This window comes from Allobosea sp. NPDC055332, from assembly GCF_053645455.1.
The window spans coordinates 197,608-210,941 of record NZ_JBSHMO010000002.1 but is presented as its reverse complement, the minus strand read 5'-3'; the positions used below and the strand labels follow the sequence as shown (position 1 = coordinate 210,941).

The following is a 13,334-nucleotide window of genomic DNA, read 5'->3' as shown; positions in this document are numbered from 1 at the left end:
TCTCGAGGGGTTTAGCTTCTTCTTCGCGCCAGGAGCCGACTCTGGCCACTTGCCTAAAAACGGACTTTCCTGCCCGAGTGCGGCGGGCTGCTCTTTCCAGCGTGGAATCACTTCGCACACGGCGGTCCATCGCCCAATCAAGCCTATGGGTCGCATTTTCAAGTCGTTCTCGCAGTGGTCCTACGTCGCTGGTATCCAGCATTTATAGCGGGAGGATCGCATGCCGGGCCGCATAGTCGACTACGTCACACCTACGCAGCTTTATCGCTATCGAAGCTTCCGACGCTTCGACGACGATACCGTTGAGGTTCAGCGCCGCGAACTGGCGGCTATCCAGGAGGGGTATATTTGGGCCTCGGCGTACCATCAGATGAACGATCCGATGGAAGGCACATTCTTCGCTCGCCGCCACGGTCCGGGCGATCTCTACTTCCAGACCATTCTCGAATCGATTCGCGAGGGCAAGCAGCGGACCGGGATCGCCTGCTTCAGCGAGACGCCAACTAATGAGCTCATGTGGGCGCACTATGCCGACGAGTTCCGCGGCATTTGCATCGCATACGATTTCTCAGACCTGCGCGATTCCCTTGAGGGAAACGCTGCGTTCTCGCGGCTCTTCTACACCGAGAACCCACCGAACCTTGATCTCGGAGAGAACGATCTCGAAACCGATGTCCGTAGAGTGCTGTCTTCGAAGAGCCAGAAGTGGGGTTACGAGCGTGAGTGGCGCATGTTCACGCAGCGGCTGGGCCGGATCGGCTATCGCAACCCAGCCACTGTCCGCACGATCTACTTCGGTCATCGGATCGACCCGGACATCCGCCACACCATCGAAAGGCTGGCGCGGCAACAAAACATCGATTGCTCTGAGATGCAGCTCAATGGCTATCGACTAAGCTTCGACAACACTGAAGCTCGCATGCGGCGCCGCTGATCAGAAATGAGGTCCATTAACCTGCCGACGTCGACGCTAGAAATACCCTTGATCACTGGCCTGACGAGATGGTGGCGTGGAAGCGAGCAATTTCTCGAAACATCGTAGTCTAACCAGGATTGACGCGGCTTGGGCATAACGCGGGCTAGGACGTTGCCTGAGAGATGCCTTGGCCCTTTAGTGAGTGTTCCCTCCAACAATCGCGAGCGGTCATGTCCGACTGGATGACCCCACACCAGCGTCTGCAATGGCAGATGTCCCTTGAGCTCAAGCTGCGCCGAATTCACGGAGACGGCTTCCAGGAGTTCTTTTCCGAAGTGATGGAGCGGCTCCATGGCGCCGACTTCGTTCCGGCAAGAGCGATGGGCAGCCTCGGTGACAAGGGCTGCGACGGCTACCTGCGAGGTTCGGGGTTCGTCTTCCAGTGTTACGGCAAGCGCCACGACACGCCGGTGAGCGCCGCCACAGTGACGAAGAAGATGAAGGACGACTACTCCGCCGCGGCGTCGAAGCTGCCATCAATCATGAAGGAATGGCACTTCGTCCATAACCTGTTCGACGGCGTACCCGTCGATGTCATCGAGTTGATCGAGGCTTTCGGCCGCCAGTACTCGAAGCACCGTTTTGGACTGATCGGGCCGCCGGCGTTCAGCGACCGCGTCCTCGGCCTGTCAGAGAACGACATCGTGTACCTTCTCGGCCCGGTCGCCTCGGCCGAGGACAGCATGAACATGCAGGTGGAGGAGGTCGCGACGCTGATGGCCGGCGTCATCAAGGGCATGGACGAGGCGCCCTTCGCCGATGCCAAACCCAACCAGCCGCCCGTGAATAAGCTTGAGATCAACCGGATCCAAGGACACTGGCGGCGGACCTTGATCGGCGCGAGTGGCAATGCGACCGTCGTGGCGACCTATGTCGACCAGCATCCCGATCCGGAACTCGGGAAACAGGTAGCCAAGGTATTCTCGCAACGCTATGCCGACCTCGACGCCCAGAACCTGCCTCCGCACGCGATCCTGACAGCGCTCTACGAAGGCATCACCGGGATCGGCAGCGTCCCGCCGGAGCGGCAAGTCGCCGCGCAGGCGCTTCTCGCCTACCTCTTTGAGGCCTGCGATATCTTTAAGGATGATCCGTCCAAGGCCGCCGCATGATCCTTCCCGGGAAACATCTATCACCGCATCGCGCCATCGTCGGCGTTGGCGCGGAGATCCTTGCCCAGCTCGACCGTCCCCGGGACGTTTCCGAGCTCTGGGAACGCGTGCGCGCGTCACGAGCGGCGCTTCAGGAGGCCAGCCCGATCTCGTTCGACTGGTTCGTCCTCGCTCTGACCTTCCTTTATGCGATCAAGGCCATCGATGAGACAGGCGGGCTGATGCGGCCGGCGGAGCCGGCATGATCATCTCGATCAACAGCGACCTGAAGACGTTCAAGCCCGTGCGCTTCCATGGCGGGCTCAACGTCCTGCTGTCTGATAAGTCGTCGAAGGAGGACGACGCCAAGACGCGCAACAGCGCTGGGAAGTCGAGCCTCATCGAGATCATTCACTTCCTGCTTGGTGCCAAGGCAGATCCGGATAGCCTCCTGCGCCACAAGGCCCTGATCGAGAACACCTTCCGCGGGACCTTCCGCGTGGCGGGCCGCGACGTCGAGGTCGAGAGGAGCGGATCGAAGCCGAGCCGCATCTACATCGACGCGGCGAGCGTCGAGCACTTCAAGCTGACGGCGAAGAAGGACAAGGCGGGCGTCGGCTCGGCCTCGAATATCGGCGGGCTGTCGATATCCAACGAGGAATGGAAGGACTTCCTCGCCCATCACATGTTCGACTTCCCGTCCGTGATGAAGGGCTCGGCGTTCGAGGAGAGCTTCTCTCCAAGCTTCCGGTCGCTGATCGGCTACTTCGCCCGCCGTCAGGGCTCGCGCGGCTACTCCTACGTTGAGCGCCAGGCCGAGGCCCAGCAGCGCCCGGATTGGCAGGTGAGCCTCTCCTACCTGCTCGGCCTGGACTGGCGCATTCCCAGGGCGCTCCAGTCCATCCGGAAGCGCGAGAAGCAGCTCGAAGAGCTGAAGAAGGCGGTTGAAGACGGCGCGTTCGGACAGGTGATCGGGAGCGTCGGCGAGCTACGATCGGCGCTCGCCGAGGCTGAGGCGAGGGCTATCAAGCTCAAGGAGGAACTCGGCCGGTTCCAGGTCCACGAAGCCTATCGCGAGATGATGGACCAGGCCACCAGGGCCAAGGTGGAGATGCAGGCGATTTCGCGACGTGCGGTGCCGCTTCGCGAGACCGTCGCGCACCTACGCAACGCCATCGAGGTGGAACGCATTCCCGAGCGAAGCGACGTCGGCCGGCTGTACGCTGCCGTGGGCATCGAATTACCGGACGTGGCCATTCGGCGATTCGACGATGTTGCCCGCTTCCACAAGAGCGTGATCGATAACAGGCGCACCCATCTCAGTGAGGAGGTCGACGAGACCGAGCGGCAGATCAAGAAGGGCGAGGACCGGTTCGCGATCCTGGACGCCGAGCGGAGCGAGATCCTGCAACTGCTGGAAGGGCATGGGGCTCTTGAGGATTTCGTCGGCTTGCAGAAGCGGCTGGCCGACGCCGAGGCCGAGGCCGCCTCGCTGCGCGATCGCTTCCAGTCGGCAACGGTCCTTGCCAGCGAGGGCACGGAGCTCACCATCGAGCGAGCGAGCATCAAGCAACGGCTCCAGCTCGATCACCAGAACCGACACGAGCGGCTGAACGAGGCCATCCTCCTCGTCGGAGCGGCGATCAAAAAGCTCTACGAGGACAGGAAGGGCAAGTTCGAGGTCGAGGCCACGGAGAACGGTCCAGAGTTCCGGATCACGATCCAGGGCGACCGTGGCGGGGGCATCTCAAGCATGGAGATCTTCTGCCTAGACTACGCCTTGTTCTGCATCTGGTCGAAGCGAGGGAACGGACCAGGCTTTCTTATCCACGACAGCCACCTCTTCGACGGTGTCGATCCCCGGCAGGTTGCGCGTGCCATAGGTCTGGGTGCCGCTGCCGCCAGAGATTACGGGCGGCAGTATATCGTCACGATGAACAGCGACATCTACGATTCACTGAAACTCGAAGACGGCATCGACCGTGAGGCCGCGATCATAGAACCGAGGCTATCGGATCGGGACGAGACGACCGGGCTCTTCGGCTTCCGATTCGACTGATCGCGCCGGCAGCATCCCGCGAACGATCTCTATCTAGAGGTCCGCCTCGTCGGACAGGTGTTCCAGATAGCCGGGACCGTGACGCAAGCAGCGCTTATCGACGAAGATCGCGCGGCGCTTGGGCGCGCCGGGATCGGAGAGCTTGGGCGTGAGCGAGATGATCGCCACTTTCCAATCGGCGAATCCCGGGATTGGCGCGTCGGCGATGCCGACGAGAACCGTGACGCCGCGGCGGCGCAGATCGGCAACCGCGGCCAGGATGCCGTCGCAGAGTGCCCGCCGACGGATCGGCTCGCCCCCGTCGACGGGGGCAGGCCCCAGTGCGAAGGACGCCAAGTCTAGCCACTCCCGCAGGCCCGCCACCTGCTCGTCGTAGGCGGCCCCTACCTCGGGGCGGTGGATGTAACAGGCCTGGGTGGCTGCGATCATTCTAATCTGGCGGTGGGTTTCGAACGGGCGCACCTCGACCTGCTGGAGATTTCCGAGCTGATCGACCATCTGCGTGGCCGCCTCTTCCCTGGGGATTGGCAGGCGGGGCGCTGAGAAGGCGCCGGGTTCGTAACCGAGTGCCTGAGCGATTCGGTCGAGGCTTTCGATACTGACCGGCTCAGCGCGCTCGACGCGCTCGACCGTGGACATGCTGACGCATGCGAAGTCGGCGAGCGTGTCTTGCTTCCACTGTCTTAGCCCGCGGGCCATGCGGACGACCATCGCGACGACCTCTGCGGGTGGCGTGGCGGCGACGCCCTGAGCCGGCGGCGGCATTGAGACGATACGGTCGATGAGTTCTTTCGGGTTCATGGCCACTCCCTGCGTTGGACGACTATGAGAGTGACGCCATTCGCTCGATTAAAAGAGGCCGGAAAACCCTTCAGCTCTCAACAGGCGAGCCCCATCATTTACGCTAGGGTGTAAACAATCGGCATGCCCGAAAGCGGACATTGCCAGCGTCAGCTATGGGCCAACTCCAGCAGCGCCGGACCGTCGCGAAATCGAGTGCCCAGGCCCAGACATTGCGAACGTCAGCTACGAACCGTAATTGCTCTAGCGTCTGTGAGACTCAATGTGCAGACCCTCCCCAATTGACCCGGACTCCACTAGGCGAAGTCGCTTGAGCAGCGGTGGCGATCTCGAGATTGGTGGAGGGCGCGTTTGGCTGTTGACCGTCGATGTATGTCAGGCCGCTTTGCTTGCTCGGATCGTGTGAAGCACTTCCGGCTTGAGGTGCGTATAGCGCCGCAGCATTTTCCAATCTTTGTGACCGGTCACAAGCGCGACCTGCTCGATCGTAAAGCCAGCTTCGAACAGCCGGCTGGTGCCTTCGTGACGTAGATCATGGAAATGCAGATCCTCGATCTTGAGGTCAGCGCACTGTCGACGAAAGGCGGTGCCAACCGAGCGGCCGTTATAGGGGAAAATACGGCCCTCGCGACTGCTCGAGAGGCGACCTTGCTCCTCTATAATCTTGCATGCGTCGTAACCCGATACTTCGAGCAGAGGGATACGCTGATTGTTGCCGTTCTTCTTGCGAGGATCCTTGCGGTCACGAATGAGAAGCATGCGCCTTTCGGGATCGAAGTCGCGCCATTCGACGCGGCAAATCTCCTCCTGCCGCATGGCCGTCGCGACGGCGAAGCGCACAATCCTACCGACTGGAATCTTTTGCCGAGGGTTCTCATCCAGCGCTTTTGTAATGCGGTCGATCTCGGTCTGTGTTGGCCGGCGGTCGCGTTCGTTGCCCTTTCCGATCAAACCGAGCCGCTTGAGCGCGATGCGAGCGAGATCGAGAGGCTCGGTTGAGGTCGTGACGCCGTGCACCGCCGCAGCATGAGATAGGACTGTTTTGATGTATCCGAAGTCCATACCAAGCGTGACAGGTCCTGCGCCTTCCTTGGCGCGGTCCCGGCCGAATTTGATCAGGCGTTCGCGATCAAGTTCGGCGAGCTTCAGATGTCCGAGCGTTTCGTCGAGCGCGACGAGGCAAAAGTCCTTGGACCGGCCGATCTTGCTCCCTACCTCTTCCATGTCCTGTCGGTGGAGCGCAACGAGGTCGCCGAACAGTTTTGCGTCGCGCGACTTGCGCGTGACCGCTGGTTCTTGACGATCGATGCGGCGCTCCATATCGAGCGCCCACTCCTCGGCATCCTTGCGACGCAGAAACGTCTCGTTGAGGTATTGCCCCTTGCGACGGATCTGGGCTCTCCATGAGCCGGATTTTAGTTTAGTGAAGGTGGCCAATTTCGTGTGCGCTCCGTGTGCACTGAGGCATCGAAAAACCGGAAACTGGGGCGTGTCGTGGCGTAAAATCGAGTGCACACGACGCGACCTAACGATCTGAAACTACTCGAAAAATGCAGCAATATCAAGTATTTAGATTTTCCGTGGCGCCTATGATGGATTGGACCGACCGGCATTGCCGGATCGTCCACCGCCTGATGTCGCGCCGCGCGCTGCTCTATACCGAGATGGTGACGGCGCAGGCCGTGGTACGCGGCGACCGGCAGCGCCTGATCGGCTTCGATGCGATGGAGCATCCGGTCGCGCTCCAGCTCGGTGGCAATGATCCCGCGCTGCTGGCTCAGGCGGCGAGGATCGGCGCCGATTTCGGCTATGACGAGATCAATCTGAACTGCGGCTGCCCGTCCGATCGCGTCCAGGGCGGGGCTTTCGGCGCCTGCCTGATGCGCGAGCCGGCCCTGGTCGGCGACTGCGTCGCGGCGATGAAGGCGGCGGTGTCCATCCCCGTCACGGTCAAGTGCCGGATCGGTGTCGACGACCAGGATCCGGAAGTCGCGCTCGACGCGCTGACCGCCTCTGTGCGTGAAGCCGGTGTCGATGCCCTCGTCGTCCACGCCCGCAAGGCCTGGCTGCAGGGGCTCTCGCCCAAGGAGAATCGCGAGATTCCGCCGCTTGACTATGAGCGCGCCTATCGCCTGAAGCGCGCCAATCCCGACCTGATCGTTTCGCTCAATGGTGGCATCCGCCAGCCGGGCGAATGGCTGCCGCATCTCGAGCATGTCGACGGCGTCATGCTCGGCCGCGAGGCCTATCAGAATCCCGAGGTGCTGCTCGCGGTCGACCCGCTGCTCTTCGGCGAGGACGCGCCGGTCGCGGATGCCTTTGCGATGCTCGAGGCGCTCGAGCCCTATATCGCCGACCATCTCGAGCGAGGTGGGCGGCTGCATGCCTTCACCCGCCATCTTGTCGGATTGTTCCCGGGCCGGCGTGGCTCGCGCCTGTTCCGCCGCCATCTCGCCGAGCATTGCGTGGCGGCCGGGGCCGGACTTGCGGACCTTCGCGCAGCGATCGCTCATGTCGAGCGGGAGGCTCCGTCCGCGATCGCTGCCGAGTGAAGGCCGATGACTGACATGGCGACTGATCCCGCCCTCATCGCTCGCATCGAGGCGAGCTTCGCCAAGCAGGCGATGATGGCGACGCTCGGTGCCCGGCTCGTGCGCGTCGCGCCGGGCGAGGTCGAGATCGCCATGCCGGCTTCGGCGCATCTCTCCCAGCAGCACGGCTTCGTCCACGCCGGCGCGGTCGCGACCATCGCCGACAGCGCCGCCGGCTATGCCGGCCTCACCACCATGCCGGCCGGCAACGGCATCCTCACGGCCGAGTTCAAGATCAATCTCCTGGCGCCGGCGACCGGCGACGAGCTCCTCGCCAAGGGCAGGGTGGTCAAGGCCGGGCGCACGCTCACCCTCGCCATGGCCGAGGTTTTCGCGCTGACCGACGGCAAGCCGAAGCTCTGTGCCATGCTGACGGCGACGCTGATGGCGATCGTCGCGCGCGAGGGCGTCAGCGACTGAACGGGTGCGCGAGCGGGCGCTCGCTACAGAGTACTCCGTTCGGGTAAATTCCTGTCCCTTTGCCCGTCTTCTGGACCTATCCGATCTGAGGTCAGCTCGATCGCAGCGAGGGCGCGGTCGACACTCTCGCGGGCGTCACCCTATGGACGCCGAGGTTCGTATCGGCCGGAACGAAGTTGCTCGCGCCCGGTTCGCCAGGGCCATGCCGCCGACCAAGAGGCGTCAGCCACATGCGCGACGCGATCGAAAGCGCATCGGGAGATGGGAAGGCCGTCGTCGCCAGGAACGACGCGGGCCTGACCATCGACAGCGCTCACTGGACGCTGACAAGTGCGCCCCCTGCCGCGCCCGGGCGCAGCAAGGCTCCTGACAACCGGCAGGGCATGCCGGGAAAACCCGATCGGCGTAGCCAACTGCCGCTGCGGCGCCGGTTCATCCCCCTGGCATGCGGGGTGGCGGCCGCAATCCTGCTCCTCCTCATCCCGCGGAATGCAAATCGACCGGAACCTGGTCAGTTGCGGGAGCCCGCGCCGCTCGCTCGGCCAACGGGTGAGACCGCCAGCGCCGCCGCCATGTCGCGGGATCTGGCCGAGGCCCGTAGCGCCGCCGCTGCCCTGAAAGCGCAATTGCAGGCCGAGGTCAGCAGGAACGAACAGTCCTTGCGGCAGGAGCAGGAGAAGGCGGCTGCCCAGGCGCAGGACGCCACAGTTGCACGACAGGAGTTGGCGGCTGCCGCGGCACAACATCGTCAGGCGCTCGATGGCGAGCGCGCGCAGCGCGTCGCCCTGGCGGATCAGCTAGCGGCTTCGCAGCGCGAATTGCAGGCGCAGGCGGGGCAGCTGCGCAGCGCCGGCGACGACATCGAACAGCTCAAGCAACTCGCGACAGCAATGAGTTCGCAGTCGATCGAGCAGGAGCGGCAGAAAGCCGCCGCCCTTGCGCTGGAATTGTCGGTCGTTCAGCGCGAAGCCGCCGTCCAGGCGGCACAGCTGCACAAGGCCGGCGAGGAGGCAGGCCAGCTCAGGCAGGCGGAAGCAGTGAAGGCCGCGCAGGCCCTTGAGCAGGAGCGGCAAAAGGCGGCTTCTCTCGCGCAGGAGCTGGCGGTCGCGCAGCGCGAGGTCGCAGCCCAGGCCGCGCAGCTGCGAAAGGCGGGCGAGGAAGCGGGCCAACTCAGGCAGGCTGATGCTGCCAAGGCCTCACAATCCCAGGAGCAGGAGCGGCAAAAGACCGCCGCGATGGCCCAGGCCGCCGCCGCAAGGCAGGCGCTGAGCGCAAACGCGGCGCAGCATCGCCAGACGCTCGACGAGGAGCGTGCCCAGCGTTCGGCGCTATCGGCCGAGCTGGCGGCGGCGCGGCGTGAGCTCGAGTCTCAGCTGGCGCAGCTGCGCAAGACGAACGACGAGGCGGGGCAGCTCCGGCAGGCGGACGCCGCGACGACCGCGCGAGCACAGGAGCAGGAGCGGCAGAAGACGTCGGCGCTCGCGCAGCTGGCGGCCACCCGGGAAGAGTTGAGCGCCGGAGCGGCGCGTAATCGCCAGGCGCTCGAGCAGGAACGTGCTCAACGGGCCGCGCTGTCAGCCGAGCTCGCGACGGCGCGCGGCGAGGTCGCAGCGCAGGCGGCACAACTTCGCAAGGCAGGCGACGAAACGGACCAGTTCAGGCAGGCGACGGAGAGCCGGATCGCGGATTTGCGCCAGGCGCTGCAGGAGGAGCGCGATCGTTCCGCCGCTTTGGCCGTGGAGCTTGCATCGGCGCGGACTGCGAGTGCGGCTCCGGTCCGGGCCGAAGCGGCGGCAACCGGCCAGCCGCCACCGCAATTGGTCGCTGCCAACACCGCGGTGCCGCCAGCGGCCGCTGGGGGCGGGGGGACCCCGGAGGCGGCCCGGCTGATCGCGCGGGCCGGCGTGCTGCTTGGCCAGGGGGATATCGGTTCTGCCCGGATCGTGCTCGAGCGCGCGGCCGAAATGGGCAGCGCCCGGGCGAGTTTCATGCTCGCGGAAACCTACGATCCCCGCATCCTGTCCGCCTGGGGCACCTACGGCACGCGCGGCGAGATTGCGAGGGCGCGCGAGCTTTATGCGCGGGCGCAACTGGGGGGCATTCAGGAGGCGAAGGAGCGCGTCGACGCGCTGCCGCAGTAGCGCTCGATATGGCGCTCGGTCGCCGAGGTTGAGGGTCGCGTTCTAGAGGAGAGTTCGGGATGAAAAGGCCTTCTGGACGGTACTTGCTCCTGCTGGCCGGGTTGGCGGCGCTCGTTCCGATGCTCGCGACGCCCAGCCTGGAGGCGCAGACACCGCAGGCGAACGTCGGCTCGCCGCGACGCACGATCCGGCCTGCTCCGACGGAACAGGACAAGGTCAACGCCTGGACGGTCGGCCTCGCAGCCGGGCTGCTGGAGGGGGCGCCTCTTCGCCTGGGAGCCGAGATGGCCCGCGTCGTCGACGACGGCCCGAACCTGCACGTGCTGCCGATCGTCACCCGGGGCGCCACCGAGAACCTGAACTCGCTGCTCTATCTGCGGGGCATCGACACGGCGATCATCAACTCCGATGCGCTGGAGGAGTACAAGGCCCAGCTCCCGCAGATCCGGCGCAAGATCACTTATGTGCTCAATCTCTTCCCCTCGGAGCTGCACGTCTTCGTGCGGCCCGAGATACAGAGCCTGCAGGACCTCGCCGGCAAGAAGGTGAACTTCAACACCCTCGGAACCGCTGCCGCCTATTCGGGCCCGCTGATCTTCAGCCGTCTCGGCATCAATGCCGAGAACACCTTCATCCCGCACCAGCTCGCGCTCGAACAGATGCGCAAGGGCGAGATGGCGGCTGTCGTCTTCATCACCTCGAAGCCGGTCGACGCCTTCGTCCGCGGACGCTTCGAGCCCGGCTTCAAGTTCCTTCCGGTGGCCTATGACAGCAAGTTCGAGGACTACTACCTGCCGGCGGTGCTCGAGGCCGGCGAATATCCCGGGCTGATCAAGCCGGGCGAGCGGGTTGCGACGATCGCGGTGCCGACTGCCCTGGTCGCGTTCAACTGGGCACCGCAGACCAACCGCTACGAGCGCGTCGCGCGCTTCGTCGACCTCCTGTTCAGCCGTGTCGAGAAGCTGCAGGCGCCGGGCTTCGACGCCAAATGGAAGTCGATCAATCTCGCCGCGACCGTTCCCGGCCTCGACCGCTTCCCGGCTGCGCAGGACTGGCTCGATCGCAAGGCACAGACGCAGCGTGCGAGCCGATGAAGCTGATCATGCTCTCCGTCGCGTTCGAGATTGCGAGCCGGATCGCCTTCGCGCAGGGCGCACCCGATCCGATGGCGCAGCTTCGCGCCTGCTCGCTGCTCGATCCGGCGGAGCGGCCTGCCTGCCTGAACAAGCTGCCGCAGCCTGTGACGGTGCCCCGGCGTCCGCCCAGCGAGGCCGGCGGCTGGATCATCAGCGAGACGACATCTCCGGTCGACTACACGCCGATCGTCACCGCCACCACCTTCGCCGAAGGCGATGCCAACGGCGCGCTGAAGCAGCTTTCCATTCACTGCCGCGGCGGCCGGACCGAGTTGGTCCTCGGCGGACCGGCCGCCTCCGAAGGCAACGCCGACTACGCCTTGTCCTATCGCCTCGACAACAGCCAGCCCGTTCCGGTTGCGGCGGGCCGGCCCTCCTATGGAACCGGCGTCGCGTTCAAGGGCGACGTCGTCGGCCTGCTGCTGTCGCTTCCCGACGAGGGCGGCATCGCCATCCGCCTCAGCACGCGCGCTGGTGCCGTCCATGACGGGTATTTCAGCCTCGCCGGAATGAAGGTGGCGCGGGACAGGGTCGCCGCAGCCTGCAAATGGCCGCGCGCCATTGCCAGACCACGTAGCGAATGACCTCGAACCATGGGTGGAAATGCGATGACGATCAGGTTCAAAGATGTTCTCGGCACGGTCTTGCTGACCAGCCTGGCTTTCGTTGCCGCGGTCCCGGCTGCAACGGCGCAGGCCACGAAACAGAGTGCCGTACAGGCGCCGAAGCCGCCCGTACCCGACAGGAAGGCACACCGGCTCATCCTGCAGGTGAACACCAACGATCCTGCGATGATGAATCTGGCGCTCAATAACGCGACCAATGTCGCGCAGTACTATCAGGATCTCGGTGAGAAGGTGGAGATCGAGGTCGTCACCTTCGGTCCCGGCCTGCACATGCTGCGCGACGATACCTCGCCGGTGAAGGCGCGGATCTCAACGATCGCTCTGAGCACGCCGGCCATCTCCTTCAAGGCCTGCGGCAACACCCAGGGCAATATGAGCAAAGCCGAGAACAAGGAGATCGCCTTGATCCCCGAGGCGACGGTGGTGAAGTCCGGCGTCGTCCGGGTCATGGAGCTGCAGGAGAAGGGCTGGACCTACGTCAAGCCGTGACAGGCCGCTGTCGCGGGATGCGTCGGGATCGTTCTAAGGCTCATGCAGCCGTGATGCTGCGCCAATAGTGCAGCCGCCTCGGCGCATGCCTGCCTTGCCGCCTGAACCTTGCCCTTTCCGGCCAAAAGCCTAAGAGCAGCCCGACCTGTCCTGGCTCGGGTGCATGATGATCGCCGGAATTCCCCTGAACGACCTGATCTTCCTCGCGGTGTCGCTGATCGCGGCGGGCGCCGTGACCGGCTTGCTCGCCGGCCTGTTCGGCGTCGGCGGCGGCGCCGTCATCGTGCCGGTGCTCTACGAGGTCTTCCGGGTAATCGGCGTGCCCGAGGAAGTCCGCATGCCGCTCGTCGTCGGCACCTCGCTCGCGGTGATCATCCCGACCTCGATCCGCTCCTACCGGGCTCATCTCGCCAAGGGGCTGGTCGACACCTCGATCATCAAGATCTGGGCTGTGCCGGTCGTGCTCGGTGTGCTCGGCGGCAGCTTTATCGCGCGTTATGCGCCGCCGGACGTGTTCAAGGCGGTCTTCGTCGCGGTCGCCTTCGCCAGCGCCATGCGCCTGCTCTTTGCCTCCGACCGCTGGAAGCTCGGCGACGACATGCCCGGCCCGTTCCTGATGCGGATCTACGGCCTGATCATCGGCGTGCTCTCGGCGCTGATGGGCATCGGCGGCGGCCAGCTCTCCAGCCTGTTCATGACCTTCTATGGCCGGCCGATCCACCAGGCGGTCGCGACCTCCTCGGGTCTCGGCGTGCTGATCTCGATCCCCGGTGCACTGGGTTATATCTATGCCGGCTGGCCGAAGATGGACATCCTGCCGCCGCTCTCGCTCGGCTATGTCTCCTTCATCGGCTTCCTGCTCTTCATCCCGACCTCGATCTGGACGGCGCCGATCGGCGCGCGCCTGGCGCACCGCCTGTCGAAGCGCCGGCTGGAAGTCGCCTTCGGCATCTTCCTGCTGGTGGTCTGCGCCCGCTTCTTCTGGTCGCTGATCTTCTGAGCAG

The 13,334-nt window shown here is 64.6% G+C and carries 13 protein-coding genes; 11 read left to right on the top strand and 2 right to left on the bottom strand.

What is annotated here, in order from left to right; translation table 11 throughout:
- Positions 1-220 precede the first annotated feature (220 nt).
- From ACWIGM_RS09610 to ACWIGM_RS09595, 4 genes are all read left to right on the top strand, one after another.
- On the top strand, positions 221-934 hold the full coding sequence (locus ACWIGM_RS09610) for a DUF2971 domain-containing protein (RefSeq protein ID WP_454025715.1): 714 nt from the start codon (positions 221-223) through the stop codon (positions 932-934).
- Between the two features lie 212 nt (positions 935-1,146).
- Positions 1,147-2,088 (top strand): hypothetical protein, encoded by a 942-nt coding sequence (locus tag ACWIGM_RS09605; protein ID WP_454025714.1) that lies wholly within the window; start codon positions 1,147-1,149, stop codon positions 2,086-2,088.
- On the top strand, positions 2,085-2,333 hold the full coding sequence (locus ACWIGM_RS09600; RefSeq protein ID WP_441513497.1) for an ABC-three component system middle component 6: 249 nt from the start codon (positions 2,085-2,087) through the stop codon (positions 2,331-2,333). The genes ACWIGM_RS09605 and ACWIGM_RS09600 overlap by 4 nt, the downstream gene beginning before the upstream one ends.
- The gene (locus ACWIGM_RS09595; protein ID WP_454025713.1) at positions 2,330-4,126 is read left to right on the top strand and encodes an ABC-three component system protein; all 1,797 of its coding nucleotides are present in this window, start codon (positions 2,330-2,332) and stop codon (positions 4,124-4,126) included. The genes ACWIGM_RS09600 and ACWIGM_RS09595 overlap by 4 nt, the downstream gene beginning before the upstream one ends.
- A 33-nt stretch (positions 4,127-4,159) precedes the next feature.
- Here the strand turns inward: ACWIGM_RS09595 and ACWIGM_RS09590 are convergent, their stop codons facing one another.
- Positions 4,160-4,927, bottom strand: coding sequence for a helix-turn-helix domain-containing protein (locus ACWIGM_RS09590; protein ID WP_454025712.1), 768 nt, complete (start codon positions 4,925-4,927; stop codon positions 4,160-4,162).
- 375 nt (positions 4,928-5,302) lie between these two features.
- Complete coding sequence (locus ACWIGM_RS09585; protein ID WP_454025711.1) at positions 5,303-6,364, bottom strand: site-specific integrase; 1,062 nt, start codon at positions 6,362-6,364, stop codon at positions 5,303-5,305.
- A gap of 113 nt (positions 6,365-6,477) precedes the next feature.
- Here ACWIGM_RS09585 and dusA point away from each other — a divergent pair, with 113 nt between their 5' ends.
- The 7 genes from dusA (at position 6,478) to ACWIGM_RS09550 (ending at position 13,330) form a co-directional block, all read left to right on the top strand.
- Positions 6,478-7,479: a tRNA dihydrouridine(20/20a) synthase DusA gene (gene dusA, locus ACWIGM_RS09580; RefSeq protein WP_454025710.1), complete on the top strand. Its 1,002-nt coding sequence runs from the start codon at positions 6,478-6,480 to the stop codon at positions 7,477-7,479.
- Between the two features lie 15 nt (positions 7,480-7,494).
- Positions 7,495-7,938, top strand: coding sequence for a PaaI family thioesterase (locus ACWIGM_RS09575; RefSeq protein WP_454025709.1), 444 nt, complete (start codon positions 7,495-7,497; stop codon positions 7,936-7,938).
- A 230-nt stretch (positions 7,939-8,168) separates the two neighbouring features.
- Positions 8,169-10,079 carry a coiled-coil domain-containing protein gene (locus ACWIGM_RS09570; RefSeq protein ID WP_454025708.1) on the top strand — a complete coding sequence of 637 codons (1,911 nt, stop codon included), beginning with the start codon at positions 8,169-8,171 and terminating at the stop codon, positions 10,077-10,079.
- Between the two features lie 59 nt (positions 10,080-10,138).
- Positions 10,139-11,173 (top strand): TAXI family TRAP transporter solute-binding subunit, encoded by a 1,035-nt coding sequence (locus tag ACWIGM_RS09565; protein WP_454025707.1) that lies wholly within the window; start codon positions 10,139-10,141, stop codon positions 11,171-11,173.
- A gap of 8 nt (positions 11,174-11,181) precedes the next feature.
- A complete protein-coding gene (locus ACWIGM_RS09560; RefSeq protein ID WP_454025706.1) occupies positions 11,182-11,799 on the top strand; it encodes a hypothetical protein in 618 nt (205 codons plus the stop codon).
- A 24-nt stretch (positions 11,800-11,823) separates the two neighbouring features.
- Positions 11,824-12,330, top strand: coding sequence for a DsrE family protein (locus tag ACWIGM_RS09555; RefSeq protein WP_454025705.1), 507 nt, complete (start codon positions 11,824-11,826; stop codon positions 12,328-12,330).
- Positions 12,331-12,496: 166 nt separating this feature from the next.
- A complete protein-coding gene (locus ACWIGM_RS09550; protein WP_427364032.1) occupies positions 12,497-13,330 on the top strand; it encodes a sulfite exporter TauE/SafE family protein in 834 nt (277 codons plus the stop codon).
- Positions 13,331-13,334 lie beyond the last annotated feature (4 nt).

What these genes read in the sequence shown, in the direction of transcription:
- ACWIGM_RS09610 (WP_454025715.1), top strand. Translation starts at nt 221, where the DNA reads ATGCCGGGCCGCATAGTCGACTACGTCACACCTACGCAGCTTTATCGC.
- ACWIGM_RS09605 (WP_454025714.1), top strand. Translation starts at nt 1,147, where the DNA reads ATGTCCGACTGGATGACCCCACACCAGCGTCTGCAATGGCAGATGTCC.
- ACWIGM_RS09600 (WP_441513497.1), top strand. Translation starts at nt 2,085, where the DNA reads ATGATCCTTCCCGGGAAACATCTATCACCGCATCGCGCCATCGTCGGC.
- ACWIGM_RS09595 (WP_454025713.1), top strand. Translation starts at nt 2,330, where the DNA reads ATGATCATCTCGATCAACAGCGACCTGAAGACGTTCAAGCCCGTGCGC.
- ACWIGM_RS09590 (WP_454025712.1), bottom strand. Translation starts at nt 4,927, where the DNA reads ATGAACCCGAAAGAACTCATCGACCGTATCGTCTCAATGCCGCCGCCG.
- dusA (WP_454025710.1), top strand. Translation starts at nt 6,478, where the DNA reads ATGCAGCAATATCAAGTATTTAGATTTTCCGTGGCGCCTATGATGGAT.
- ACWIGM_RS09575 (WP_454025709.1), top strand. Translation starts at nt 7,495, where the DNA reads ATGGCGACTGATCCCGCCCTCATCGCTCGCATCGAGGCGAGCTTCGCC.
- ACWIGM_RS09570 (WP_454025708.1), top strand. Translation starts at nt 8,169, where the DNA reads ATGCGCGACGCGATCGAAAGCGCATCGGGAGATGGGAAGGCCGTCGTC.
- ACWIGM_RS09565 (WP_454025707.1), top strand. Translation starts at nt 10,139, where the DNA reads ATGAAAAGGCCTTCTGGACGGTACTTGCTCCTGCTGGCCGGGTTGGCG.
- ACWIGM_RS09560 (WP_454025706.1), top strand. Translation starts at nt 11,182, where the DNA reads ATGCTCTCCGTCGCGTTCGAGATTGCGAGCCGGATCGCCTTCGCGCAG.
- ACWIGM_RS09555 (WP_454025705.1), top strand. Translation starts at nt 11,824, where the DNA reads ATGACGATCAGGTTCAAAGATGTTCTCGGCACGGTCTTGCTGACCAGC.
- ACWIGM_RS09550 (WP_427364032.1), top strand. Translation starts at nt 12,497, where the DNA reads ATGATCGCCGGAATTCCCCTGAACGACCTGATCTTCCTCGCGGTGTCG.